The sequence below is a fragment of the Consotaella aegiceratis genome (assembly GCF_036541425.1).
Classification (GTDB): domain Bacteria; phylum Pseudomonadota; class Alphaproteobacteria; order Rhizobiales; family Rhizobiaceae; genus Consotaella; species Consotaella aegiceratis.
In genome coordinates, this window is the sequence record NZ_JAZHFT010000017.1 from 1 (window position 1) to 21,232 (window position 21,232).

General features: G+C 65.2%; 22 protein-coding genes and 2 pseudogenes. 12 read left to right on the forward strand and 12 right to left on the reverse strand.

The window, feature by feature from the left end:
* Positions 1–223: 223 nt before the first annotated feature.
* The 5 genes from SMD10_RS12865 to SMD10_RS12885 all read right to left on the reverse strand — a co-directional run bounded on the left by SMD10_RS12865 (position 224) and on the right by SMD10_RS12885 (position 3,136).
* A complete protein-coding gene (locus tag SMD10_RS12865; RefSeq protein ID WP_331686104.1) occupies positions 224–463 on the reverse strand; it encodes a hypothetical protein in 240 nt (79 codons plus the stop codon).
* Between the two features lie 112 nt (positions 464–575).
* Positions 576–1,910 (reverse strand): IS5 family transposase, encoded by a 1,335-nt coding sequence (locus SMD10_RS12870; protein WP_331686105.1) that lies wholly within the window; start codon positions 1,908–1,910, stop codon positions 576–578.
* A gap of 342 nt (positions 1,911–2,252) precedes the next feature.
* Entirely contained in the window at positions 2,253–2,552 is a 300-nt protein-coding gene (locus SMD10_RS12875) for a DUF7673 family protein (protein ID WP_331686186.1), read from the reverse strand.
* Between the two features lie 7 nt (positions 2,553–2,559).
* A complete protein-coding gene (locus tag SMD10_RS12880; protein WP_331686106.1) occupies positions 2,560–2,883 on the reverse strand; it encodes a HigA family addiction module antitoxin in 324 nt (107 codons plus the stop codon).
* Positions 2,858–3,136 carry a type II toxin-antitoxin system RelE/ParE family toxin gene (locus SMD10_RS12885; protein WP_331686107.1) on the reverse strand — a complete coding sequence of 93 codons (279 nt, stop codon included), beginning with the start codon at positions 3,134–3,136 and terminating at the stop codon, positions 2,858–2,860. Before SMD10_RS12885 ends, SMD10_RS12880 begins: the two co-directional genes overlap by 26 nt.
* Before the next feature lie 248 nt (positions 3,137–3,384).
* Here SMD10_RS12885 and SMD10_RS12890 point away from each other — a divergent pair, with 248 nt between their 5' ends.
* The 6 genes and pseudogenes from SMD10_RS12890 (at position 3,385) to SMD10_RS12915 (ending at position 8,711) form a co-directional block, all read left to right on the forward strand.
* The gene (locus SMD10_RS12890; protein WP_331686108.1) at positions 3,385–4,290 is read left to right on the forward strand and encodes an alcohol dehydrogenase catalytic domain-containing protein; all 906 of its coding nucleotides are present in this window, start codon (positions 3,385–3,387) and stop codon (positions 4,288–4,290) included.
* The gene (locus SMD10_RS12895) at positions 4,291–4,419 is read left to right on the forward strand and encodes a hypothetical protein (protein ID WP_331686109.1); all 129 of its coding nucleotides are present in this window, start codon (positions 4,291–4,293) and stop codon (positions 4,417–4,419) included.
* A gap of 60 nt (positions 4,420–4,479) precedes the next feature.
* The gene (glgA, locus tag SMD10_RS12900; protein ID WP_331686110.1) at positions 4,480–5,643 is read left to right on the forward strand and encodes a glycogen synthase; all 1,164 of its coding nucleotides are present in this window, start codon (positions 4,480–4,482) and stop codon (positions 5,641–5,643) included.
* A pseudogene (locus tag SMD10_RS12905) lies at positions 5,640–7,282 on the forward strand (alpha-glucosidase). Before glgA ends, SMD10_RS12905 begins: the two are co-directional and overlap by 4 nt.
* Positions 7,283–7,320: 38 nt before the next feature.
* Complete coding sequence (locus SMD10_RS12910) at positions 7,321–8,190, forward strand: carbohydrate kinase family protein (RefSeq protein ID WP_331686112.1); 870 nt, start codon at positions 7,321–7,323, stop codon at positions 8,188–8,190.
* On the forward strand, positions 8,187–8,711 hold the full coding sequence (locus SMD10_RS12915) for an HAD family hydrolase (RefSeq protein WP_331686113.1): 525 nt from the start codon (positions 8,187–8,189) through the stop codon (positions 8,709–8,711). Before SMD10_RS12910 ends, SMD10_RS12915 begins: the two co-directional genes overlap by 4 nt.
* On the opposite strand, the pseudogene SMD10_RS12920 reads toward SMD10_RS12915, so the two are convergent.
* The 7 genes and pseudogenes from SMD10_RS12920 to SMD10_RS12950 all read right to left on the reverse strand — a co-directional run.
* Positions 8,689–9,004 (reverse strand): annotated as a pseudogene (locus SMD10_RS12920) (conjugal transfer protein TrbE); the annotation flags it as partial. The gene SMD10_RS12915 and the pseudogene SMD10_RS12920 sit on opposite strands and share 23 nt — an antisense overlap.
* A gap of 425 nt (positions 9,005–9,429) precedes the next feature.
* Positions 9,430–10,320, reverse strand: a complete 891-nt coding sequence (locus tag SMD10_RS12925) for a metal ABC transporter solute-binding protein, Zn/Mn family (protein ID WP_331686114.1) — start codon at positions 10,318–10,320, stop codon at positions 9,430–9,432.
* An 18-nt stretch (positions 10,321–10,338) separates the two neighbouring features.
* On the reverse strand, positions 10,339–11,211 hold the full coding sequence (locus SMD10_RS12930; protein WP_331686115.1) for a metal ABC transporter permease: 873 nt from the start codon (positions 11,209–11,211) through the stop codon (positions 10,339–10,341).
* A complete protein-coding gene (locus SMD10_RS12935) occupies positions 11,208–11,963 on the reverse strand; it encodes a metal ABC transporter ATP-binding protein (RefSeq protein ID WP_331686116.1) in 756 nt (251 codons plus the stop codon). Before SMD10_RS12935 ends, SMD10_RS12930 begins: the two co-directional genes overlap by 4 nt.
* On the reverse strand, positions 11,960–12,085 hold the full coding sequence (locus SMD10_RS12940; protein WP_331686117.1) for a hypothetical protein: 126 nt from the start codon (positions 12,083–12,085) through the stop codon (positions 11,960–11,962). Before SMD10_RS12940 ends, SMD10_RS12935 begins: the two co-directional genes overlap by 4 nt.
* A 114-nt stretch (positions 12,086–12,199) precedes the next feature.
* Positions 12,200–12,514: a hypothetical protein gene (locus tag SMD10_RS12945; protein WP_331686118.1), complete on the reverse strand. Its 315-nt coding sequence runs from the start codon at positions 12,512–12,514 to the stop codon at positions 12,200–12,202.
* Complete coding sequence (locus tag SMD10_RS12950; protein ID WP_331686187.1) at positions 12,511–13,581, reverse strand: CobW family GTP-binding protein; 1,071 nt, start codon at positions 13,579–13,581, stop codon at positions 12,511–12,513. Before SMD10_RS12950 ends, SMD10_RS12945 begins: the two co-directional genes overlap by 4 nt.
* Positions 13,582–13,783: 202 nt before the next feature.
* On the opposite strand from SMD10_RS12950, the gene SMD10_RS12955 reads away from it, so the two are divergent.
* The 6 genes from SMD10_RS12955 to gfa all read left to right on the forward strand — a co-directional run bounded on the left by SMD10_RS12955 (position 13,784) and on the right by gfa (position 21,067).
* A complete protein-coding gene (locus SMD10_RS12955; protein ID WP_331686119.1) occupies positions 13,784–14,776 on the forward strand; it encodes a CobW family GTP-binding protein in 993 nt (330 codons plus the stop codon).
* A 293-nt stretch (positions 14,777–15,069) separates the two neighbouring features.
* Positions 15,070–15,546 carry a formate dehydrogenase subunit gamma gene (locus SMD10_RS12960; RefSeq protein WP_432757235.1) on the forward strand — a complete coding sequence of 159 codons (477 nt, stop codon included), beginning with the start codon at positions 15,070–15,072 and terminating at the stop codon, positions 15,544–15,546.
* The gene (locus SMD10_RS12965; RefSeq protein ID WP_331686120.1) at positions 15,543–17,087 is read left to right on the forward strand and encodes a formate dehydrogenase beta subunit; all 1,545 of its coding nucleotides are present in this window, start codon (positions 15,543–15,545) and stop codon (positions 17,085–17,087) included. Before SMD10_RS12960 ends, SMD10_RS12965 begins: the two co-directional genes overlap by 4 nt.
* Before the next feature lie 8 nt (positions 17,088–17,095).
* The gene (gene fdhF / locus SMD10_RS12970) at positions 17,096–19,972 is read left to right on the forward strand and encodes a formate dehydrogenase subunit alpha (RefSeq protein WP_331686121.1); all 2,877 of its coding nucleotides are present in this window, start codon (positions 17,096–17,098) and stop codon (positions 19,970–19,972) included.
* A gap of 31 nt (positions 19,973–20,003) precedes the next feature.
* Complete coding sequence (locus SMD10_RS12975) at positions 20,004–20,231, forward strand: formate dehydrogenase subunit delta (protein ID WP_331686122.1); 228 nt, start codon at positions 20,004–20,006, stop codon at positions 20,229–20,231.
* A 260-nt stretch (positions 20,232–20,491) separates the two neighbouring features.
* The gene (gene gfa, locus SMD10_RS12980; RefSeq protein ID WP_331686123.1) at positions 20,492–21,067 is read left to right on the forward strand and encodes an S-(hydroxymethyl)glutathione synthase; all 576 of its coding nucleotides are present in this window, start codon (positions 20,492–20,494) and stop codon (positions 21,065–21,067) included.
* The last annotated feature ends 165 nt before the right edge of the window (positions 21,068–21,232 follow it).

Genomic DNA, 21,232 nt, shown 5'->3' on the forward strand with positions numbered 1-21,232 from the left:
AGTTCCTCCAACGCCCGCCGCCAATCAATCAGCGTCCCTGTCCATTCCGCGACAGACATTATGACCACTCCCTGCCAAACTAACCAAACCGGCAGAGAATCATCATTCAAATAAATATGCAACTGTAGTACTGGTGCATCCAGCGTCTCCGATGACAGTCATGAGACCGTGAATCTGTGTCCCAATAATGCATAGGGGCCCGAGGGCGCGCGCCTGGACATGCTTAGGCCCCGGCTGCGCTGGTGGTGGCCATAAGCCAAATGCCATAGACTCGCTTTTCGGGATGCTGGGGCCAGGTGCCGAGAACCACGCCATCAATCATCGCCGCGTAGTGCCGAGCCAGGTTCATGACGAGGCGACCACGCGGCCCGCGAGAGGCCACGTCGCGTATGCGCACAACGTCGCTCCCAATCCCGGCGAGCGCGATCCATTGGGCGCCGGCCTCGAGCATGTGCTCTTGCATGGCCTCCTTCCAAACACCTTGGCGCGGGCTCGCGGTCCTGCGCTTCACGGCCGCCTTTCGACTTCGGCATTTGAGTCGTCCGTGAAGTTTGATTGCGGAGTGGACGGTTAGTCTAGGCTACTGCGGCGGCGTACAGGGCTTTGGCGAAGAGCGCCCGAAAGCAGACACGCCAAAGCCTGGCGAACCAGCGCAGAAGGAGATGGAAGTTGTAGCCGGCGGCGAGGACGGCGTTGATCTGGTCGCCGGTTCGGCCGGCGAGATGGTTGCGCTCCATGCGGTGCTCGGCCTTGAGATGGCCGATGACGGGCTCGACGGCGGCGCGGCGCTTCATCTCACGCTTGATGGCGGCAGTAGTTCGTCGGACCTGGCCGGTGATCCAGACCCGGAAGCGGTTGGAATGGTTGTGGCCGCGATAGCCGCGGTCGACATGGATGCGCTTGGCCTCGAGGCCGGTGATCCTTTCCATGTCGGCGACGGCCGGACCAAGGGTGTGGCCGTCGAACGGATTGCCGTGCAAGGCCTTTGCATGGAGGACGAACTGGCCGCCCTTGGGCCGGGTGACTGGGGTGGCGACCGAGACCTTGCAGCCGAACTCATAAGGGCGGTGGGCCTTGCCCTTGCCGATGCATTCCACCTCCGGAGCGTGCAGCGAATAGACCTTCGGCCCGCGCCGGCGCTGGTCCTGGTGCCGGATTCGCATGGCCAGGGACAAGAGCCCGGCGAACCGCTGCTCGAGCGTAGCATCGCCAGCGATCTTGCGGCGGACGTCGCGGATCACGCGGCCGAGCCGGGTGCGCAGGAACTTGAGTTCTCGGGCCGCTCGGTTGAACTGCTTGGCGTGGCGGTAGCGCCCAACCATGATGGCGGCCCGCTTGGTCACACGCACGTAGCTCTGGCGCAGCCTGACGCCGGTCTTCCTGGCCAGGGCCGCGAGTTTGTCGATCGCTTTGTGGATCAGCCGGGCATCGGTCGGATGGGCGACTGCCTTGGGCTGCACGGTGGTGTCGAGGGCGACGCGCTCCAGATCGCGGGTTTGAAGGGCGCCGGTGCGGTGCGCCACCGACAGGCTCTCCTGAAGCAGCGCCGTCAGGCGCTCCTCGCCCAGTCGCTGGCGCCAGTGCGTCAGCGACGAACGGTCGAACGGCCTGTCGTGGCAAAACACCTCTTCGCCGCAGAAGAACTGGTAATAAGGGTTCTCCAGCCAGCGGGCGCACAGCACCTCGTCGGAGAGAGAATGCATGTGCTTGAGGATCAGCAATCCGGCCATCAGGCGCGCTGGCAGCGGCGGCTGGCCAACGCCGGCGTGATGCACTTCGCCGAACCGCTTCTCGATGAAGGCCCAGTCGATCTCGCCCGCTAGCCGCACCAGCAGATGACCCATGTCGATGATCTCGGCGAGAGCGGGTCGGAACAGGTCCCGCTGGCGTTCATCCCGGGGCTTCGACATCGCCTGATCCTCCGCTGACGGCGGAGCAATCGAATCACGATCCAACGCTCAGAGGAATCCGAAAACGCAAGAAAGCCGAGCTTGTCACCCGGCTTTCTTGCAATATTCGATACTTGCCAAACCTGAAATCCCTTGCCTAATCAACCCCTCAGCCATTCTTCACAGACGACATTTGAAGGCTCTTTGGCGAGCGAACAGCTCGTCATAGGTGCTGCGATAGTCGCGCTGTGTGGCAATGGCGGCCGCCCGCACAGCGCAGTCGCCGGCGCGGCCTCTGAAGGCGGCTTGCGCTCTGCCTCCATCACAGCTCTGGAACTGGCCTTTGACCTGCGTCATTGGTCGTCACGGTTGCTGGCTGTGCGCCCACACCTCGGGGCGCCATGCTTCGATGATTGCCTCGATTTCGGCCCGATATGCAGTCGGATAGAAGGCCATTGCATTGCGGGACAAGCAGACGAAAACCGTGGCCATATCCGCGGCGATCTCTTCGTCTACGCCAAACAGCTCGGCTAGATCGAAGCCGCCGAGGGAATCGGCGTTCCACCAGGCCAAGATGAAATTCGCAACCTTGCGCGACTGCCCAGTGTCGCTGCGGGCGATCTTGAGCAGGCGTTCAAAGGCCGCCCGTTCGTGAGCGGTCATGCCCATGTCAGGCGGCCTTTTCCTGGAGGGGTTTCACGGCGGGCTGAGCGCGCTGCATGGCGACCCATAGGTCATAGTTGGCCTGAAGCGTGACCCAAAAGCGGGCCGTGCTGACGCCAGCCTTTTCGAGACGCAAGGCAAGATCAGGACTGATCCCCGCCTTGCCGTTGAGCACGCGCGAAAGGGCAACGCGCGAGATCGCCAGCCGCTCCGCCGCTTCGGTGACGGACAACTCCAATGGTTCGAACACCATCTCTTTGAGCGTTTCACCTGGATGGGGATGGGTGTGAATCATGCGATGGCCCTCAGTGGTAGTCCCGGTAATCGACAAGCTCAACATCGGGACCGATGAAGCGAAATGTGACGCGCCAGTTGCCATTCACCCAAACTGACCAATGGCCCTTCAGGTCATCCTTCAGCGGATGGAGCCGCAAAGCCGGCAGATCGACGTCTTGCGGCTCTTTGGCTGCATCGAGTGCGGCCAGGATCATCCCCAGCTTGCGGGCATGGTCAGCTCGAATCCCGCGCGTTGTCCCTGTTTCGTAGAAGGCGCGCAGGCCCTTATGGCGGAAGCTTAAAATCACAGCATCGTGTAACGTGTATCGTTACAGTTGTCAATGCGCAATCTGATCATCGTGTGTGACGATCCCTCACGGGCTGCCGGCGGCCTTTGCTTTTTCCTTATCGGCCCGTTGGCGCTCGCCCGCAACCAGCTCCGATGTCCCTGCTGCGCCAGGGCCCATCTTCAGCAATCACTCCGTTTATGACGCAGTAAGACTAGAGGAGGCGCGTCATGAAAGCCCTGCGTTTCACCGAACCCTGGATGCTGTCTTTGGGCGAGGCCCCCGAGCCCGGCCTGCCGGCCCCCGATGAAGTCGTCGTCGAGATCCACGCCACCGGGATTTGCGGCACCGATATCGCCATTTTGTCCGGCGCATACCACGCCAGAACGGGCGTGGTGCTGGGGCACGAATCTGCCGGCGTCGTTGCGCGGATCGGCAGTGCCGTCGCCTCGGTCGGGGTCGGGGATCGCGTTGTCATCGATCCCACGTTTCATTGCGGCTTTTGCCGGATGTGCCGGACCAATCGCCCCAACCATTGCGAGCGCAAAGACGGCACCGAGGCCGGCGTCAGCCACGACGGGACCTTCGCTCCGTCCTATCGCTGCGCCGAACGCTTCGTCTATCGCATTCCCGACGACATGGACTTCGCCGCGGCGGCCCTGGCCGAACCGTTGAGCTGCGCGCTAACCGGCGTCGCGTGCCTCGACGTCCACCTCGCCCACCGCACAATGGTGGTGGGCGGCGGCCCCCTCGGCGTCCTCTACGCATGGGCGCTATCGACCAGGGGGTTGAGCGGCACGGTCGTGGAACGGTCGGCGTTGCGCCGAAGCGTCTTGACGGGAGTGCTGCCCCCGCAGTGGCGCTGGGCCTCGACTCTCGAGGATGTGCTCGCTCCGTATCCGAACGATCCCACCCCGCTCGATATCGCCGTCGACACCAGCGGCAGCCTCACGGGGCGTCTGCTGTCACTGATGGCGCGCGGCGGGCAGGTTCTGACGATCAGGCTCAAGTCTCACCCGATCGAGGTGGAGGCGGGGCTCGTCGCGGATCGCTCCTTGCGCCTGATCGGCTCGATCGACAGCCTTCAAAACAGCTTCGCGGCGGCCGTCGACCTGATCGCTTCCGGCCGGATTCCGACCGGGAGCATCGTGACCCATCGCTTTGCTCCGTCGTAGATGGGCAAGGCCTTGTCGCTGCTCGGCATGGAGTTCGAGACGAGGCGCCTTGGCGAACTGGGCGCGGCGATGAAGGTCGTCGTCGATCCGCAGTCGCAGACCGCACGGGCGAGAGGGCTCGGATCATGACCCGCGTGACGATGCTCTCCAAGACCTATCCGCCGGACGTCTACTGCGGCGCGGGCGTCCATGTCGATCATCTTTCGGCGGCGCTTTCGACGCTTATCGGGGTCGAGCTCAGAATGTTTCGGCACCCAGGAGATCGACTGCGCCGGGCTCCGCGTAAAAGGCTTTCCCGGCCGGGATCTCGGTCCCTTGCCGGATGAACGGCATCGCCGCAGCATCGATGCGCTGGAGCGATGCACCCGCATCCTCGCACAGCAGCCCGCCGGCGACGTGGTGCATTGTCACGACTGGTACGTCATGCCGGCAGGCCTATGGTCGAAGCTGCTCTACGAAAAGCCGCTCGTCATCACCACCCATTCGCTGGAGCCCATGCGCGGCTGGAAGCGCGAGCAAGTCGGGACCGGCGGCTATCGCCTCGGCAGCTGGATGGAACGAGTGGCGGTGGAAGCCGCGGACGCCATCATCACCGTGTCCCATTCGGCGCGCGACGACGTGCTACGGCATATGGACGTCGCCGCGGAGCGGATCCATGTGATCCACAACGGTGTCGATGTCTCGACCTTCCGCCCCGATGCGGATGCTGATCTGATGTCGCGTTATGGGATCGATCGGGACCGTCCGATCGTGCTCTTCGTCGGCCGTCTGACACGGCAGAAGGGCCTCGAATATCTGATCGAAGCCATGCGCCTGCTGCCTGACGGCGTGCAGTTCGTCGTCTGCGCCGGACAGGCCGATACACCGGACTATCGCGAGGAACTGAAGCGGCGCTACGCCGCGCTCACCCGCGAGCGGCGGGGGACCTTCTGGCTCGACGGGGTGTCGGGCGAAGCGCTGGCTCCGCTGTATGCGGCGGCCACGGTGTTTTGCTGCCCGTCGGTCTACGAAACGTTCGCGATCGTGAACCTCGAAGCGATGGCGGCCGGAACCCCCGTCGTCGCCGCGGGTGTCGCGGGAAACGTCGAGCAGATCGGCGACGGCCTGACCGGCCTGCTCGTGCCCTTGACGCTGGATGATCAGCACGAGCGCCCCAGCGATCCCGGCGCTTATGTCCGCGACCTCGTGGCGGCCCTCGGTACGCTGCTCTCCGATCGCGAGAGGGCTCGTTCGCTGGGAGCGGCCGGCCGCGACCATGTGGTGCGGACCTGCTCGTGGGAGGCCATCGCCGGCCAGACCGCAGCGCTCTACGACACGGTGCTGGCGCAATCCCGCGGAAAGGATCGCACATGATCGCGCGTGAAACCGACTGGTGGCGAGGCGCGACGATCTATCAGATCTATCCGCGCAGCTTCATGGACAAGAACGGCGACGGACTGGGTGACCTCGCCGGGATCGCCGAACGGTTGCCGCTCGTTGCGTCCCTGGGCGTGGATGCGATCTGGATATCGCCTTTTTTTGCGTCGCCGATGCGTGACTTCGGCTACGACATATCGGACCACACCGCCGTCGATCCGATTTTCGGCACCCTCGACGACTTCGATGCGGTGGTGACGGTCGCTCACGACCTCGGTCTGAAGGTGCTCATCGACCAGGTTCTCTGCCATACGTCCGATATCCATCCGTGGTTCGTGGAGAGCCGCACCGGGCGGATCGGGCCGAAGGCGGACTGGTATGTCTGGGCGGATCCCAAGGCCGACGGTTCGCCTCCCAACAACTGGCTCTCGCTGTTCGGCGGGCCGGCCTGGACGTTCGCGCCGGAACGGGGCCAGTACTATCTTCACAAGTTCCTGCCGCAACAGCCGGCGCTCAATCTCGCCGAGGCGGCGGTCGAGGCGGCCGTGATGGACATCTCGCGCTTCTGGCTGGCGCGCGGGGTCGACGGCTTCAGGCTCGACAGCGTCAATTTCTACCATCACGACCAGAGCCTGAGGGACAACCCAGCACGCTCCGCACGGGAGCGGGCTGCCATCATGGCGCGCCCGAAGGGCGAGGACGGCATCCCGCGGATCAACCCCTACAATCTGCAGCGCCACGTCTCCGACAAGTCGCGCCCCGAAACCGTCGACTTTCTGCGGCGCTACCGGCACATGATCGAGCAGGCCGGCGGCGAGACAACCATCGCCGAGATCGCCGCGGACGACGCGTTCGAGATCCTGGAGCAATACACCCGGGCCGGCGCCGGCCTGCACATGGGCTATACATTCGACGTCCTGTCGGCGCCTTTCGACAAGGCGGGGCTCCAGGGCGTGCTCGAGAGCGCCTATGCGACCATTCGGCAGGGCTGGCCGTGCTGGGCCTTCAGCAACCACGATGTCGTCCGTGTCCAAAGCCGCTGGGGGCCGCCCGGAGCCGAGAACGGCGAGGCCTTCGCCCGCATGATCTTTGCCCTGCTGACGTCCCTGCGCGGATCGGTCTGCCTCTATCAGGGCGAGGAACTGGGCCTGCTGGAAGCCGACATCGCTTTCGCCGATCTGCAGGATCCCTACGGCAGGCATTTCTGGCCCGCCTACAAGGGCCGGGACGGTTGCCGTACCCCAATGCCCTGGCGTGCCGCCGACCCGCATGCAGGGTTTGGTTCGGCCGAGCCTTGGCTGCCGATCCCGCCGCAGCATCGGGCGCGCGCCTTCGATGCGCAGGACCAGAATCCCAACTCCGTCCTATCCGCCAACCGCCGTTTCCTGCGATGGCGCAAATCGCAGCCGGCCCTGGTGGCCGGTTCGATCGAGTTCCGGGATTTCGGCGACGATACGGTCGCCTTCGAACGACGCCATGGCGACGACGCGGTCGTGGCGCTCTTCAACCTCGTGGATCGCCCCGTGACGGTCGCGCCCGGCCTGTCGCCCATCGACGGGCACGGTTTCGCCTTCGACACGCTCGGCGAGGCTCTTCAACTTCCCCCTACGGCGCCTTTTTCGGGAGACCGGCATGATCGGCCAGACGGCAACTTGGCAGTGCGGAGCAGCCCTTGTGGTGGGCAACAATATCGCCGACGAGGTTCTCTTCGTCGACGGCCTAACCGTCGACGGTAAGGTCTTCTGCGAGGATTGGCGCCGCTTCGCCGGCGGGCAGGCGGCAAACGTTGCAGCCACGCTGTCGCATCTCGGCCTGCCGACGGTGTTCGTCGGCCGCTTCGGCGGGGACGAAGCCGGCAAGTTCACGCGCGACGCCCTGCGGGACGCCGGCGTCGTCGTTCCCGATATCGCCATCGCCGCGGGCCGCACGATGTCCGCCATCGTGGCAGTCGATCGACTGCGGCATCAGCGGACCATCCTGATGCGCCGCGATCCCGCTCTCATGCGCGAGCCGCTGCCGATCGGTGCCATCGATCTCGAAGAGATCGGGATTCTCTATGGCGACGGCTTCGAACGGCAGGCCTTTCTCGTGTTAGCCCGACAGATGCGCGATCTCGGCCGGCCCGTGGTCAGTGATCTGGAACAGCGCTCGCCCGACGACGCTCGTCTGCTGGCCCTCGTCACACACCTCGTCGCCCCTGCCGAGATCCTGCGCGATCTGGCGGGAGAGCCGGAAACCGTGTCGGCCATCCTGCGCCTCACCAAAGCCGGGCCATCGATCGTCGTCGCCACCCAGGGCGGCGATGGAGCGGTCGGAACCGATGGCGACACAGTGGTCACGGTCCCGGCAGAAACTTGCGACGTAACCGACACCACCGGCGCGGGAGATGCCTTTCACGCAGGCTTCATGGCGGGTCTTCACCAGGGCTTGGACCTGAAGGAGACGCTGCGTCTCGCCAACCGCGTCGCGGCCGTCAAATGCACCCAGCCCGGCCCCAAGGCAACGGCCCCCTCATTGGCCCCATTCCGTTGGAGCGCAGCATGAACCTCCTCGACACAGGCAAGGAGCGGAACGACCCCTGGCATCGACCTGATGCGGTCCTGTGGGATTGCGACGGCGTTCTCATCGACAGCGAGCCGCTCCACTACGAGGCGATCCGCACGGTGACGGCGGGACGCGGGGTGACGCTTTCACCGCAGGAGAACACCGCTCTTCTCGGAGCCAGCCTACCAACGGTCTGGCAGTTTCTGGCGCGCTCCGGCCTGGCAATGCCGCTCGGCGAATGGATCGCCGCGATCGAAGATCATTATCTGTCGCGTCTTCACCCCGGCCTTGCCCGGCCCGAGGCCTTGGCGATGATCCTGCGGCTCGACGCGGAGCAATGTCCGCAGGCCCGCGTGTCCACGGCCGAGCGCCATATCCACCGCGCAAATCTCGACGCCCTCGGTGTCTTGGCGGCCTTCAGGGTCATCATCTCGCGCGAGGACGTCGCCCGCACGAAGCCGGATCCCGATCCATACCGGGAGGCCTGCGCGCGCCTTGGCGCCGGAACTGCAAGGCCATGAGCGCCAGCAGCACGGACTTGCCGGCACCTGTCGGGCCGACGACCAGCGTGTGGCCGACATCGCCCACATGAAGGGAAAACCGGAACGGGGTCGAGCCTTCGGTCTTGCTGAACAGCAAGGGCGGTGCTGCGAGATGCTCGTCCCGTTCCGGCCCCGCCCACACCGCCGAGAGCGGGATCATGTGGGCGAGATTCAAGGTGCTGACCGGGTGGCTGGCGGACGTTGGCGTAGGCGTGACCGGGCAACGAGCCGAGCCAGGCATCGACCGCGTTGACCGTCTCCGAGAGCACGGTGACGGGCAGGCGTTGGTCGATGGGATTTCGAGTCATGGCTTTTCTGATATGTAAAGGTATAACATATCAATAATGTTGACGATAGCCGGCTGTCAAGTCGTCCGGTCGCGCTCGTTCCATCGCTTCTGGTCATGTTCGGCGCGGCCGGCATTCGGGGGCGCGACGATCGGTGCGATCAGCTCTCGCTCGTCAGCGCGGAGGCGTGGCGCAACGGCGCTTCTGCGCTCCGGCTCCGCCGAGTTCGGTTCGGGTTTCAGCCGCCCACAAACCGTCGCGGGGGGTGACGAAGCGTCCGTGCCGCGCGGCGTCGATGGCGCGGTCGTTGCGGTCTTGACCGATCCACGCCGGCGAACCCGTCTGAATGCGGCGCGGGCCGACTGCGACAAGGACGGGGCGTCGCGATCGCGGCCAGCCCGGGCCACGGTCTATTTCGAGATCGCGCCGACGATCTGGTCGGTGTTGTACTGCATCATCTCGATATAGGTCGGCGCCGGTCCGTCGGCCTCCGACAGGGCCTCGGGGTAGAGTTCGCCGCCCGGTTCGGCGCCGGTCGCATCGGCGATCTGCTTGACGAGGCGCGCGTCGTTGGAATTCTCGATGAAGTAGACCTGCACACCCTCCGCCTTGATCTGCTCGATCAACTCTGCAACGTCGGCGGCAGAGGCCTCCGTCTCGGTGGATAGGCCGAGCGGCGACAGGAAGGTGACGCCATATTCCTCGCCGTAGTAGCCGACGGCGTCATGGCTGGTCAGCACCTTGCGCTTCTCCTCCGGAACCGCGGCGATCTCGTTCTTGATCGAGGCGTCGAGCTCTTTCAGCCTCGCCTTGTAGGCGTCGGCGCTCTTGTGGATGGCGTCGGCGTCCTCCGGGTCGGCTTCGACCAGGGCGTTTTCGATGTTGTCCACCCAGATCAGGACGTTGGCCGCGCTGTTCCAGACGTGCGGATCGGTGATCGTTTCGCCGTCTTCTTCCATTTCGTGCGTCTTGATGCCGTCGGAGACGACGATCGGCTCATCGGTCGTGCCAGCCGCCTTGGCCAGGCGCTGGAACCAGCTCTCGAGATCCTCGCCACTGATGAAGGTCGCCGCGGCGGCCTTCACCGCCTTGGCGTCCTCGGGCGAGGGCTCGTAGTCGTGCGGGTCACCGTTCGCCGGCACGAGGCTCTTCACGTCCACATGGTCGCCGCCGACGTTCTTGACGACGTCGGCGAGCACCATGAAACTCGCCACGACGTCGATCGTCTTGGCTTGAGCCGACGCGGCCAGGGCCATGCTGAGCATGGCCGTTCCGGCCAAAGCGAAAAATGTTGTTTTCATTGGAATTCTCCTTGGATCTTAGCCCGCCAGATGCGGGCGTCTGACGAGGCGCCACAGGGCCCCGGACGGGGCCACGAAGAGCGAGGCGCCGTAGATCAGGCTGGCGGTCAGGATGATCGTCGGCCCGGAAGCGAAGCTCAGGTGATAGGAGGCGAGTAGCCCGACGAAGCCGGCGACGGCGGCGCTGATGGCGGCGACGGCGATCATGGCAGGCAAGTTGCGCGCCCAGAGTTGGGCGATCGCCGCTGGCAGCATCATCATGCCGACGGCCATCAGCGTGCCGAGAGCCTGGAAGCCGGCGACCAGGTTGATCACCACCAGAAACAGGAACACGAAGTGGTAGACCGGACCGCGCCCTCCTACCGCGCGCAGGAAGCCGGGATCGAAGCACTCGGCCACCAGCGGACGATAGACCAGCGCCAGGGTGACGAGGGTGAGCGACGTGATGCCGCCGACGAGAAAGATGGCTTGCGCATCGATCGCCAGGATCGTTCCGAACAGGATGTGCAGGAGATCGATGTTCGATCCGCGCAGAGAGACGATCAGCACGCCGAGCGCCAGCGAGGTCAGATAGAAACTGGCAAAGCTCGCATCCTCTTTCAGCGTCGTGGTGCGGCTAACTAGCCCTGAAAGCAGGGCGACGCTGAGGCCGGCGACGAGGCCGCCCAGCCCCATGGCGAGCAGCGACAAATTGCCGACGATCAGGAAGGCGACGGCGGCGCCCGGAAGCACCGCATGGCTCATGGCATCGCCGACCAAGCTCATGCGCCTGAGCATCAGAAGCACGCCGACCGGTCCGGAGCCGAGCCCGAGGGCGATCGAGGCGACGAGCGCACGCCGCATGAAGCCATAGTCGACGAACGGCTCGACCAGAAACGAATAGGCGGTCATGCGGCCTGCTCCGGCGTGACCGTGCAGATGCCCGCCTGCTCGTCCCAGGCTTCGGCCATGGCGCGAGCGCGCAGGAGGTTGCGCAGCGACAGTGCCTCTTCGGTCGCGCCCCAGGCGATCGGCTCGCGCGCGAGAAGCAGGGTATTCGGAAAGTGCGCCCGCACCTGATCGAAATCGTGCAGGACGGCGATGATCGTGCGCCCTTCGCCATGCCAGCGCACCACGAGATCGAGGAGGTCGCGGGTGGTGCGGGCGTCGATCGCCGTGAACGGTTCGTCGAGGATGATGACGCGGGCGTCCTGAAGCAGCAGCCGGGCGAAGAGCACGCGCTGAAACTGGCCGGCCGACAGGGCGCGGATAGAGCGCCCTTCGAAGCCCTCGAGCCCGACGGCCGACAGCGCCTCGCGGGCTTGCCGGGCCATCGCCCGCGTCACACCGCCGAAGGCGCCGGTCTGCCGCCAGGCGCCCAGCATGACGGTGTCGGCGACGCTCAGCGGGAACTGTCGATCGATCTCGGCGGCCTGCGGCAGATAGCCGAGATCGCGCACCGACAACCCGCCGCGGTCGATCTTTCCCTCCGCCGCCGGCAGTTCGCCCATCAGGGCCTTGAGCAGCGTCGATTTGCCGGCTCCGTTCGGCCCCGCCACCGCCGTGAGGCTTCCGGGCTCGAATACGCCCGACAGATGATGCACGGCGGGATGCCGGTCGTAGGCGACGGTGACGTTGTCGAAACGGATTGCAGAAGGGTTCATGGCAGCGCTACCGCCCAGAGGATCGCGAGCCACAGGGCGGCCAGGACGGCGAGTGCGCCGAGAAGGCGGTGGAACGCCGGCCGCGCGATCATCGAGGACAGGAAGGCGTCAGGGGGTGTCATGCGAGGTCCAATTCATCAGCGCCATACTATATGTTATGAAATAACATTACAATCTAATTGTTTGCTAAGCGATTGCTTGTCGACCCATTCCGATCAACATCGATGCCGGCGGGTTCAATCGCGCCATGGGAGCCGCAGTTCGCCATCGAAGCGCGCCGCCGCAAAAAGGGCGTGATCGACGTCGGCCTGCACGACGTCGAGGACCGGCTTGTGGATCGATACCTGCAGCGTCTGATCGCGGGATCGCATCACCAGGATCACGGTCTCCTTTGGCGGACACCCGGGCAGGTGGCAGGCGAGTTCGTTGACGGAAACGACCACGTCTTCGGCCAGGCCGAGCCGATCTCGTGTCCAACGCTTGATCGCTCGCACACTGTTCACGGCATTGGCTCCACCGCGCGCCAGAGGGTTGACGAACGGATCGCTCAAGCCCGCCTCCTTCGCTTGCCGGCGGGCCGTGGCGCGAGAGCCGCGAACAAGTCGCGGATCTGCTTGGCCGGCATGTCGCGTCCGATGAGGACGGCCCGGGTTCGCCGGTCTTGGTTCGGCCACGCGGGAAGGCGCCACGACGGATAGAGCTGGTGCTGGACGGCATGCGCCACCAGCGGACGATCCGGATCGTCGTCCAGAGCGAACAGGCCCTTCAATCTCAAAAGGCCCGACTCGGCGTTGCTGGTTATGACCTGGAGGAAGAATTCGACGGCGCGAGGATCGAGGGGCTGCTCGTGGACCAGACTGAAGGCCTCGACCCCGTCTCCATGCCGATTGACATCGTGGGCGTGCTCAGGATGAGACGCCAGCGTTTCCATCGCCAGCCATCCCACCACGTCCTCTGCCCTGCCGGACATGGAATAGCTGCTGTTGCCGAACAATGCGGGCAGATCGAACGCCCGATCATGCCGGTCGTGGAAGCGCGCCGCTGGATTCAGATCGCGAAGTTCGTCGGCCCATCCGTTCCATCCATGGACCAGATCGGTCTTCGTCAGGATCACATGATCGGCAAAGGCGATCTGTTTCCAACCTTCGAGAAAGCCGTCGAGGGCCACACGGCCGTTGATTGCATCAAACGCCGTAATGACGCCTGCGAGATAGAAATGGCGCGCGACGGCGTGGTCGCGAAGGCCCATGGCGGGTGCGCCTCCGGCGATGAGGCTGTTGATGATCGGCGCCGGATCGGCGAGCCCGGTGGTCTCGATCACCACGCGTGAGATCGCCGGGATCTCCTGATGCAGGCGTGCGACGTGCAATTCGTGCAGAGAAGTGCGGATATCGCTGCTCGCCGTGCAGCAGATGCATCCCGTGGTCGTGCGCGAGACCGTCTCGGATCCCTTGCGGACGAGGTCATGGTCGATGGAAACGGCGCCGAATTCATTGATCACGACGGCCGTGCCCGCCATGCGCGGGTCGGCGAGAATGCCATTCAGGAGGGTCGTCTTTCCCGAGCCGAGGAATCCGGTCAACACCGTCACCGGCACGGGTCCGTAGAGCGGCCTCATTGCACCCTTCGCTTTCCTTGAAGACACCGTGATCCGCCGAACGAGCGGCTGCCTGGGCGGGCATCGCGTCCACGGTGTTGATGGCGACAACCTGCGTAATGTTATGACATTTGTCAACGAGATCGTCACGTAATAACGTATCATTCGGAGGGCATGTGGCCGGTTGGCTGTATGCCGACCCCCCACAATTGCGAGGTATAGAATGTCCACGACAACGCTTCTGCCGACCCCTGTCACCGTGCTGACGGGCTATCTCGGCGCCGGCAAAACCACGCTTCTCAACCGCATCCTCTCTGAACCTCACGGCAAGAAGTTCGCCGTCATCGTCAACGAGTTCGGCGAGGTCGGCATCGACAACGATCTGATCATCGACGCCGACGAGGAGGTCTTCGAGATGAACAACGGGTGCATCTGCTGCACGGTGCGCGGCGACCTGATCCGCATCATCCAAAGCCTAATGCGCCGGCGCGGCCGCTTCGACGGCATCGTCATCGAGACGACCGGCCTGGCCGATCCCGCGCCGGTCGCCCAGACCTTCTTCGTCGACGAGGACATTCGTGCCAAGACCCGGCTCGATTCCATCATCACGGTGGTCGATGCCAAACACCTTCTCGGCGAAATCGACCGGGCGCATGAAGCCCAGGAACTGCTCGCCTTCGCCGACACGATCATTCTCAACAAGGCCGATCTCGTGGACGAGAGCGGATTGGCGGCCGTCGAGGAGCGCATCCGGCGCATCAATCCGACGGCGAGCATCCTGCGCTCGCAGCATTGCGATCTGGACATCGCGGGCCTTCTGGATCGAAGGGCCTTCGATCTCGACCGCGTTCTCGAGGTCGAGCCCGAATTTCTTCAAGAGCAGCACGACCATGAGCACGACGCTCACGTGAAGAGCTTCTCGCTGGTCGAGCGCGAGCCGCTCGACCCGGCCAAGTTCTTTCCCTGGATACAGGCCACGACCCAGGCGTTCGGCATCGACATGCTGCGGATGAAGGGAATCGTCTCCTTCGTCGGGGACGATGAGCGCTATGTCGTCCAGGGTGTCCACATGCTGCTGGAAGGAGACCATCAGCGTGCCTGGAAGGATGGAGAAGAGCGGGTGACGCGGATCGTCTTCATCGGCCGCAATCTGCCGCAGGACATCATCGGCGACGGCTTCGCCAAGTGCCGGGCAACCCCGCTGGCGGCGGAGTGAACCGCCAGTCGACGTCGGATCGGGACTGCCGGCGGCCGCGGAAGGGGTGTCCACGGCCGAAAGCGGGGACGACATAGGTTGGGAGTGGCGCAGCCGGCCGGTTCGTGTCGGTCCCACCCCTGCCGGAGCCGGCCCGATGGTTCTGATGTTGCCGGCGACCCGCTCGATCTCGACCCGGGACGCCGATCCCGTAGTGTTTCTGATCGTGCGCACGCCGCTTTGAACGGCCGCCTCCGGCGGGTGGATGACAGTCATAGACCGGCATGTTAAACTTCTGGTTGGGAGGATCAGGAGTGAGTTATCAGCCTGCGCAAGACGAGCATTGCGGGGCGGTTGAGGAGATCGTTGCCGCTCATTCGCATCTCGAAGGTCCGCTTCTGCCGATCCTGCACGCAGTGCAGGAGCAGTTGGGCTACGTCCCGACCGAGGCTATCCCGACGATCGCCCGGGCGCTCAACCTGACCCGCGCCGAGGTGTTCGGCGTCGTCAGTTTCTATCATGATTTCAAGGATAAGCCGGTTGGTCGTCACGTCGTCAGGCTGTGCCGGGCGGAGTCGTGCCAGTCGATGGGCGGCGTCGCGCTCGCCGAGAGAGCGCGCGAACAGCTGGGTGTCGATTGGGGCGAGACCAGTCCCGAGGGCGTGACGCTGGAGCCGGTCTACTGCCTCGGCCTTTGCTCGTTTTCGCCCTCGGCCATGATCGACGGAAAGTTGCACGGGCGGTTGACGGCCGAACGCCTCGACGCGCTGATCGCGGAGTGCCGGCGGTGAGCGTCCGCCTCTTCGTCGCCTGCGATGCCGGGGCCGAATCGGTGGGTGCCGAAATCGTGGCCGACGCCGTCGCCGCCGTCGCCAGCCTGCGCGGCGAGGCCATCACCATCGTGCGCACCGGCTCGCGCGGACTGCACTGGCTGGAGCCGATGGTCGAGGTCGAGACGGCCGCCGGCCGCGTCGCCTACGGTCCGGTGACGCCGGACAACGTGCTGGAGCTGTTCGAGGCCGGTTTTTTACGTGGCGAGCCGCATCGCCTTCATCACGGCCTTACCGAGGAGATCCCATTCCTGAAGGCGCAGAGCCGTCTGACCTTCGCCCGCTGCGGCATCACCGACCCGCTGTCGCTCGACGACTATCGCGCCCATGGCGGCCTGAAGGGCCTGGAGGCCGCTCTCGCGGTGGATGCCAAGGCGATCTGTGACCAGGTCACCGAAAGCGGCTTGCGGGGTAGGGGCGGGGCCGGGTTTCCGACCGGGGTGAAGTGGAACACGGTTCGTCAGGCGCCCGGGCCGCGTAAATACGTCGTCGTCAACGCCGACGAGGGCGACAGCGGCACCTTTTCCGACCGGATGATCATGGAGGGCGATCCCTTCGTCGTCATCGAGGGGATGATCATCACCGGCATCGCGATCGGGGCGACCAAGGGCTACCTCTACACCCGCTCCGAATATCCCCATGCCATCGCCGTCCTCGAAAAGGCGATCGTCCTCGCCCGCAAGGCGGGGCTGCTCGGCCCCTCGGTGTTGGGGTCGGACCACGCCTTCGACATGGAGGTGCGGGTCGGCGCGGGAGCCTATGTGTGCGGCGAGGAGACGGCGCTGCTCGATTCGCTCGAAGGCAAGCGCGGCCAGGTGCGGGCGAAGCCCCCATTGCCCGCTCATGAGGGCCTGTTCGGCAAGCCGACCGCCGTCAACAACGTCATCTCGATCGCCTCGGTGCCTGTCATCTTCGAAAAGGGCGCTGGCTTCTACCGTGATTTCGGCATGGGGCGCTCGCGTGGCACGATGCCGATCCAGCTGGCCGGCAACGTCCGCTATCCGGGCCTGTTCGAGGCCGGGTTCGGCATCACGCTGGGCGAACTGGTCAACGACATCGGCGGCGGCACGGCGAACGGCCGGCCGGTGCGCGCCGTCCAGGTCGGCGGTCCGCTCGGCGCCTATTTCCCGCCCGCCCTGTTCGACACGCCGTTCGACTACGAGGCCTTCACCGCCAAGGGCGGGCTGATCGGCCATGCCGGCATCGTCGTCTTCGACGACACCGTCGACATGCGGGCGCAGGCGCGCTTCGCCATGGAATTCTGCGCCATTGAGAGCTGCGGCAAGTGCACGCCCTGCCGCGTCGGCTCCGTGCGCGGCATGGAGGTGATCGACCGCATCGATCGCGACGGCGAGGCCGCCGTCGTCCTTCTGTCCGACCTCTGCGAGACGCTGCGCTACGGCTCGCTCTGCGCGCTCGGCGGCTTCACCTCGTTTCCGGTGATGAGCGCGGTCCGGCATTTTCCCGAAGACTTCACCCGCAGGCAACAAGCGGCCGAATAGGAGCCATCATGGGACTGGTCGAGGAAAGAGATTTCGGCACCCCTGCTTCGAAGGCGGAGAAGACCGTTTCTTTGACGATCGACGGGCAGTCCGTCACCGTGTCGGAGGGCACGTCGATCATGCGCGCAGCCGCCGAGGCCGGCATTGCCGTTCCCAAGCTCTGCGCCACCGACATGCTGAAGGCGTTCGGCTCGTGCCGGCTCTGCCTGGTCGAGGTGGAAGGACGGAACGGCACGCCGGCCTCGTGCACGACGCTGGCCGGCGAGGGCATGGTGGTCCATACCCAGACCGAGCGGCTGAAAAAGATCCGGCGCGGGGTGATGGAGCTCTATATCTCCGACCACCCGCTCGACTGCCTGACCTGCTCGGCCAATGGCGACTGCGACCTTCAGGACATGGCCGGCGCCGTCGGCCTGCGCGAGGTGCGCTACGGCTATCAGGGGCAGAACCACGTCTTTGCCGACAGCGCCGGGCACAACAATCCGCTGCATCTGCCGGTCGACCGCTCGAACCCCTATTTCGACTACGATCCATCCAAATGCATCGTCTGTTCGGCCTGCGTGCGCGCCTGCGACGAGGTGCAGGGCACGCTGGCGCTGACGATCGCCGGTCGCGGCTTCGACAGCCGCGTCGCCCCGTCGATGATGGAGGATTTCTTCTCCTCCGAGTGCGTCTCGTGCGGCGCCTGCGTCCAGGCTTGCCCGACGGCGACGCTGAACGAGAAATCCGTTGTCGAGATCGGCATTCCGGAGCATTCGGTGGTCACCACCTGCGCCTATTGCGGCGTCGGCTGCTCGTTCAAGGCCGAGATGCGCGGCGAAGAGGTCGTGCGCATGGTGCCCTACAAGGACGGCAAGGCCAATCGCGGCCATTCCTGCGTGAAGGGCCGCTTCGCCTGGGGCTACGCCACCCACAAGGACCGCATCCTCAACCCGATGATCCGCGAGACGACCGACGAACCGTGGCGCGAGGTCTCCTGGGACGAGGCGCTCACCTTCGCGGCGGACCGGATCAAGGCGATCCAGGATAAGTACGGCAAGGGTGCCACCGGCGGCATCACCTCCTCGCGCTGCACCAACGAGGAGACCTATCTGGTGCAGAAGCTGGTGCGCGCCGGCTTCGGCAACAACAATGTCGACACCTGCGCCCGCGTCTGCCATTCGCCGACCGGCTACGGCCTGAAGACCACCTTCGGCACGTCCGCCGGAACGCAGGACTTCGATTCCGTCGAGCAATCCGACGTCGTCATGGTGATCGGCGCCAACCCCACCGACGGCCATCCGGTGTTCGCCTCGCGGCTGAAGCAGCGGCTGCGCCGGGGCGCCGAGCTGATCGTCGTCGACCCGCGCCGCATCGACCTGGTGCGTTCGCCGCATATCGAGGCGGCCCATCATCTGGCACTGCGGCCCGGTACCAACGTCGCCGTGCTCACCGCCATGGCCCACGTCGTCGTCACCGAAGGGCTGGTGAATGAGGCGTTCGTGCGCGAACGCTGCGACTGGTCGGAGTTCGAGGACTGGGCGAGCTTCGTTGCCGAGGAGCGGCACAGCCCGGAAGCCATCGAGGCGCTCTCGAGCGTTCCGGCCGAGACCATCCGCGCCGCCGCCCGGCTCTATGCCACCGGCGGCAATGCGGCGATCTATTACGGCCTCGGCGTCACCGAGCATTCGCAGGGCTCGACCACCGTCATCGCCATCGCCAATCTCGCCATGGCGACCGGCAATATCGGCCGGCCCGGCGTCGGCGTGAACCCGCTGCGCGGCCAGAACAACGTCCAGGGCTCGTGCGACATGGGCTCCTTTCCGCACGAGATGCCCGGCTATCGCCATATCGCCGACGAGGCGACACGCGAGATCTTCGAAAAGCTCTGGGGCGTCACCCTCGACAACGAGCCGGGCCTGCGCATCCCCAACATGCTGGACGCCGCCGTCGACGGCACGTTCAAGGCGCTTTACGTCCAGGGCGAGGACATCCTTCAGTCCGATCCCGACACCACGCACGTCGCCGCGGGCCTGGCGGCGATGGAATGCGTCATCATCCACGACCTCTTCCTCAACGAGACGGCGCATTACGGCCACGTGTTCCTGCCCGGCTCCTCGTTCCTGGAAAAGGACGGCACTTTCACCAATGCCGAGCGTCGCATCAACCGCGTGCGCAAGGTGATGGCGCCGAAGAACGGCTATGCCGACTGGGAAGTGACGCAGAAGCTCGCCCAGGCGCTGGGCCTCGACTGGACCTACAGCCATCCGTCCGAGATCATGGATGAGATCGCGGCGACGACGCCGAGCTTTGCCGGCGTCAGCTACGATCTGCTGGAGCGCGAGGGTTCGGTGCAATGGCCGTGCAACGAAAAGGCACCGCTCGGCACGCCGGTCATGCACATCGACGGCTTCGTGCGCGGCAAGGGCAAGTTCGTGCGCACTGAATATGTCGCGACCGACGAAAAGACCGGGCCGCGCTTCCCGCTGCTGCTCACCACCGGCCGCATCCTCACCCAATACAATGTCGGCGCGCAGACGCGGCGCACCGACAATTCGCTGTGGCACGACGCCGACCGGCTGGAGATCCATCCGCATGACGCCGAACAGCGCGGCATTCGTGACGACGACTATGTGCGGGTGGTCTCGCGCTCGGGCGAAACCTCGCTGCGCGCGCGTATTACCGACCGCGTGTCGCCGGGCGTCGTCTATACGACCTTCCACCATCCGGACACCCAGGCCAACGTCATCACCACCGACTACAGCGACTGGGCGACCAACTGTCCAGAATACAAGGTGACGGCGGTGCAAGTATCGCCCTCCAACGGGCCGAGCGACTGGCAGCTCGAATACGAGGAGCGCGCCTTGCGGGCCCGCCGCATCGCCAAGCTGAAGGCGGCCGAGTGATGCACAGTCTCCAGCGGAAAGAGGCGGCGCGATGACGCCCGACAAGCTGATCCGCATGGCCAACCAGATGGCCGACTTCTTCCGCGCCGCCGAGCCCGACAAGGCGTCGGCGGAGGTGGCGGGCCACATCAACTCGTTCTGGGAGCCGCGGATGCGCGCTCAACTGCTTGACCATGTGGAAGCGGCGGGAGCCGGGGGCCTCGACCCGCTGGCGCGCGAGGCCCTGCCGCTGATCGCCGACCCGCGTCAGGCCGCCTGATCGCCCTGCCTCCGGCATCGCTGGTTCGCAGAGCGTCCGTTGCGCCCAAGGCCAGCCCACAGCGTGGCAGCGGCCTCGGCTGCCGATGGCCGCTGAGAAGATCTTCTTCTCCGACCACTCTGCGGAAGTATCGGCGACGCGACCTATGCGATAGGTCTATCTCCTCCCACAACGTCATGTTAGCATATCGATTGTGACGCGTTCACGCGGCCGCCGCCGCGCGAAACCGCGAAACCATTGATAACAAAGGGAGGAAAAGAATGACCGTCGCCATTCATCCATCGGTCGACAACGGCGTCAAACCCGCTGCCTCGGGCTTTGCCGGGGGCAAGCTCTATTGCCGCTGCGCCAGCGACAAGGTCGAGGTGACCATCAGCGCGCAGACCGCGCACAACCACGTGTGTGGATGCACCAAATGCTGGAAGCCCAAGGGTGCGAATTTCTCGATGGTCGCCGTGGTGCCGAGCGATCAGTTGCGCGTCACCGCGCATGAGGAAAAGCTGGCGCCGATCGATACCAGCGCGGCGATCGTCCGCCATGCCTGCAAGGCGTGCGGCACGCACATGTACGGACGGATCGAGAACAAGGAGCACCCGTTCTACGGCCTCGACTTCGTGCACACCGAACTCTCCGACACCGAGGGCTGGTCTCCGCCCGAATTCGCCGCCTTCGTCTCCTCGATCATCGAATCCGGCTATCCGCCGGAACAGATGAGCGAGGTTCGCAGCCGGCTCAAGGAGCTCGGACTCGAACCCTATGACTGCCTGTCGCCGGCGCTGATGGACGTCATCGCCGCGCACACCGCCAAGAAGAAGGCGGAGGCCGCCGCCGCTTGAAAGGCGCCGAATCCGGGGGTGCCGGAGCGCGAGGCGCGGCGGAGCGATCCGCCGCAGTCCGCGCAGGACCTCATCCCGACGAAACGGAAGAGCTGGTGGCGTTCGCTGCTCGGGCTCGACCGGCCGGGCTGACCGGCATCCCATCGGATCGGTAAGGCGGACCCT

Coding starts and splice junctions, on each gene's coding strand:
- SMD10_RS12940 (WP_331686117.1), bottom strand. CDS start 12,085: ATGACACCCCCTGACGCCTTCCTGTCCTCGATGATCGCGCGGCCGGCG.
- SMD10_RS12915 (WP_331686113.1), top strand. CDS start 8,187: ATGAACCTCCTCGACACAGGCAAGGAGCGGAACGACCCCTGGCATCGA.
- SMD10_RS12895 (WP_331686109.1), top strand. CDS start 4,291: ATGGGCAAGGCCTTGTCGCTGCTCGGCATGGAGTTCGAGACGAGGCGC.
- SMD10_RS12865 (WP_331686104.1), bottom strand. CDS start 463: ATGCAAGAGCACATGCTCGAGGCCGGCGCCCAATGGATCGCGCTCGCC.
- SMD10_RS12925 (WP_331686114.1), bottom strand. CDS start 10,320: ATGAAAACAACATTTTTCGCTTTGGCCGGAACGGCCATGCTCAGCATG.
- SMD10_RS12870 (WP_331686105.1), bottom strand. CDS start 1,910: ATGTCGAAGCCCCGGGATGAACGCCAGCGGGACCTGTTCCGACCCGCT.
- gfa (WP_331686123.1), top strand. CDS start 20,492: ATGACCGTCGCCATTCATCCATCGGTCGACAACGGCGTCAAACCCGCT.
- glgA (WP_331686110.1), top strand. CDS start 4,480: ATGTCGATCATCTTTCGGCGGCGCTTTCGACGCTTATCGGGGTCGAGC.
- SMD10_RS12955 (WP_331686119.1), top strand. CDS start 13,784: ATGTCCACGACAACGCTTCTGCCGACCCCTGTCACCGTGCTGACGGGC.
- fdhF (WP_331686121.1), top strand. CDS start 17,096: ATGGGACTGGTCGAGGAAAGAGATTTCGGCACCCCTGCTTCGAAGGCG.
- SMD10_RS12875 (WP_331686186.1), bottom strand. CDS start 2,552: ATGACCGCTCACGAACGGGCGGCCTTTGAACGCCTGCTCAAGATCGCC.
- SMD10_RS12950 (WP_331686187.1), bottom strand. CDS start 13,581: ATGAGGCCGCTCTACGGACCCGTGCCGGTGACGGTGTTGACCGGATTC.
- SMD10_RS12930 (WP_331686115.1), bottom strand. CDS start 11,211: ATGACCGCCTATTCGTTTCTGGTCGAGCCGTTCGTCGACTATGGCTTC.
- SMD10_RS12935 (WP_331686116.1), bottom strand. CDS start 11,963: ATGAACCCTTCTGCAATCCGTTTCGACAACGTCACCGTCGCCTACGAC.
- SMD10_RS12975 (WP_331686122.1), top strand. CDS start 20,004: ATGACGCCCGACAAGCTGATCCGCATGGCCAACCAGATGGCCGACTTC.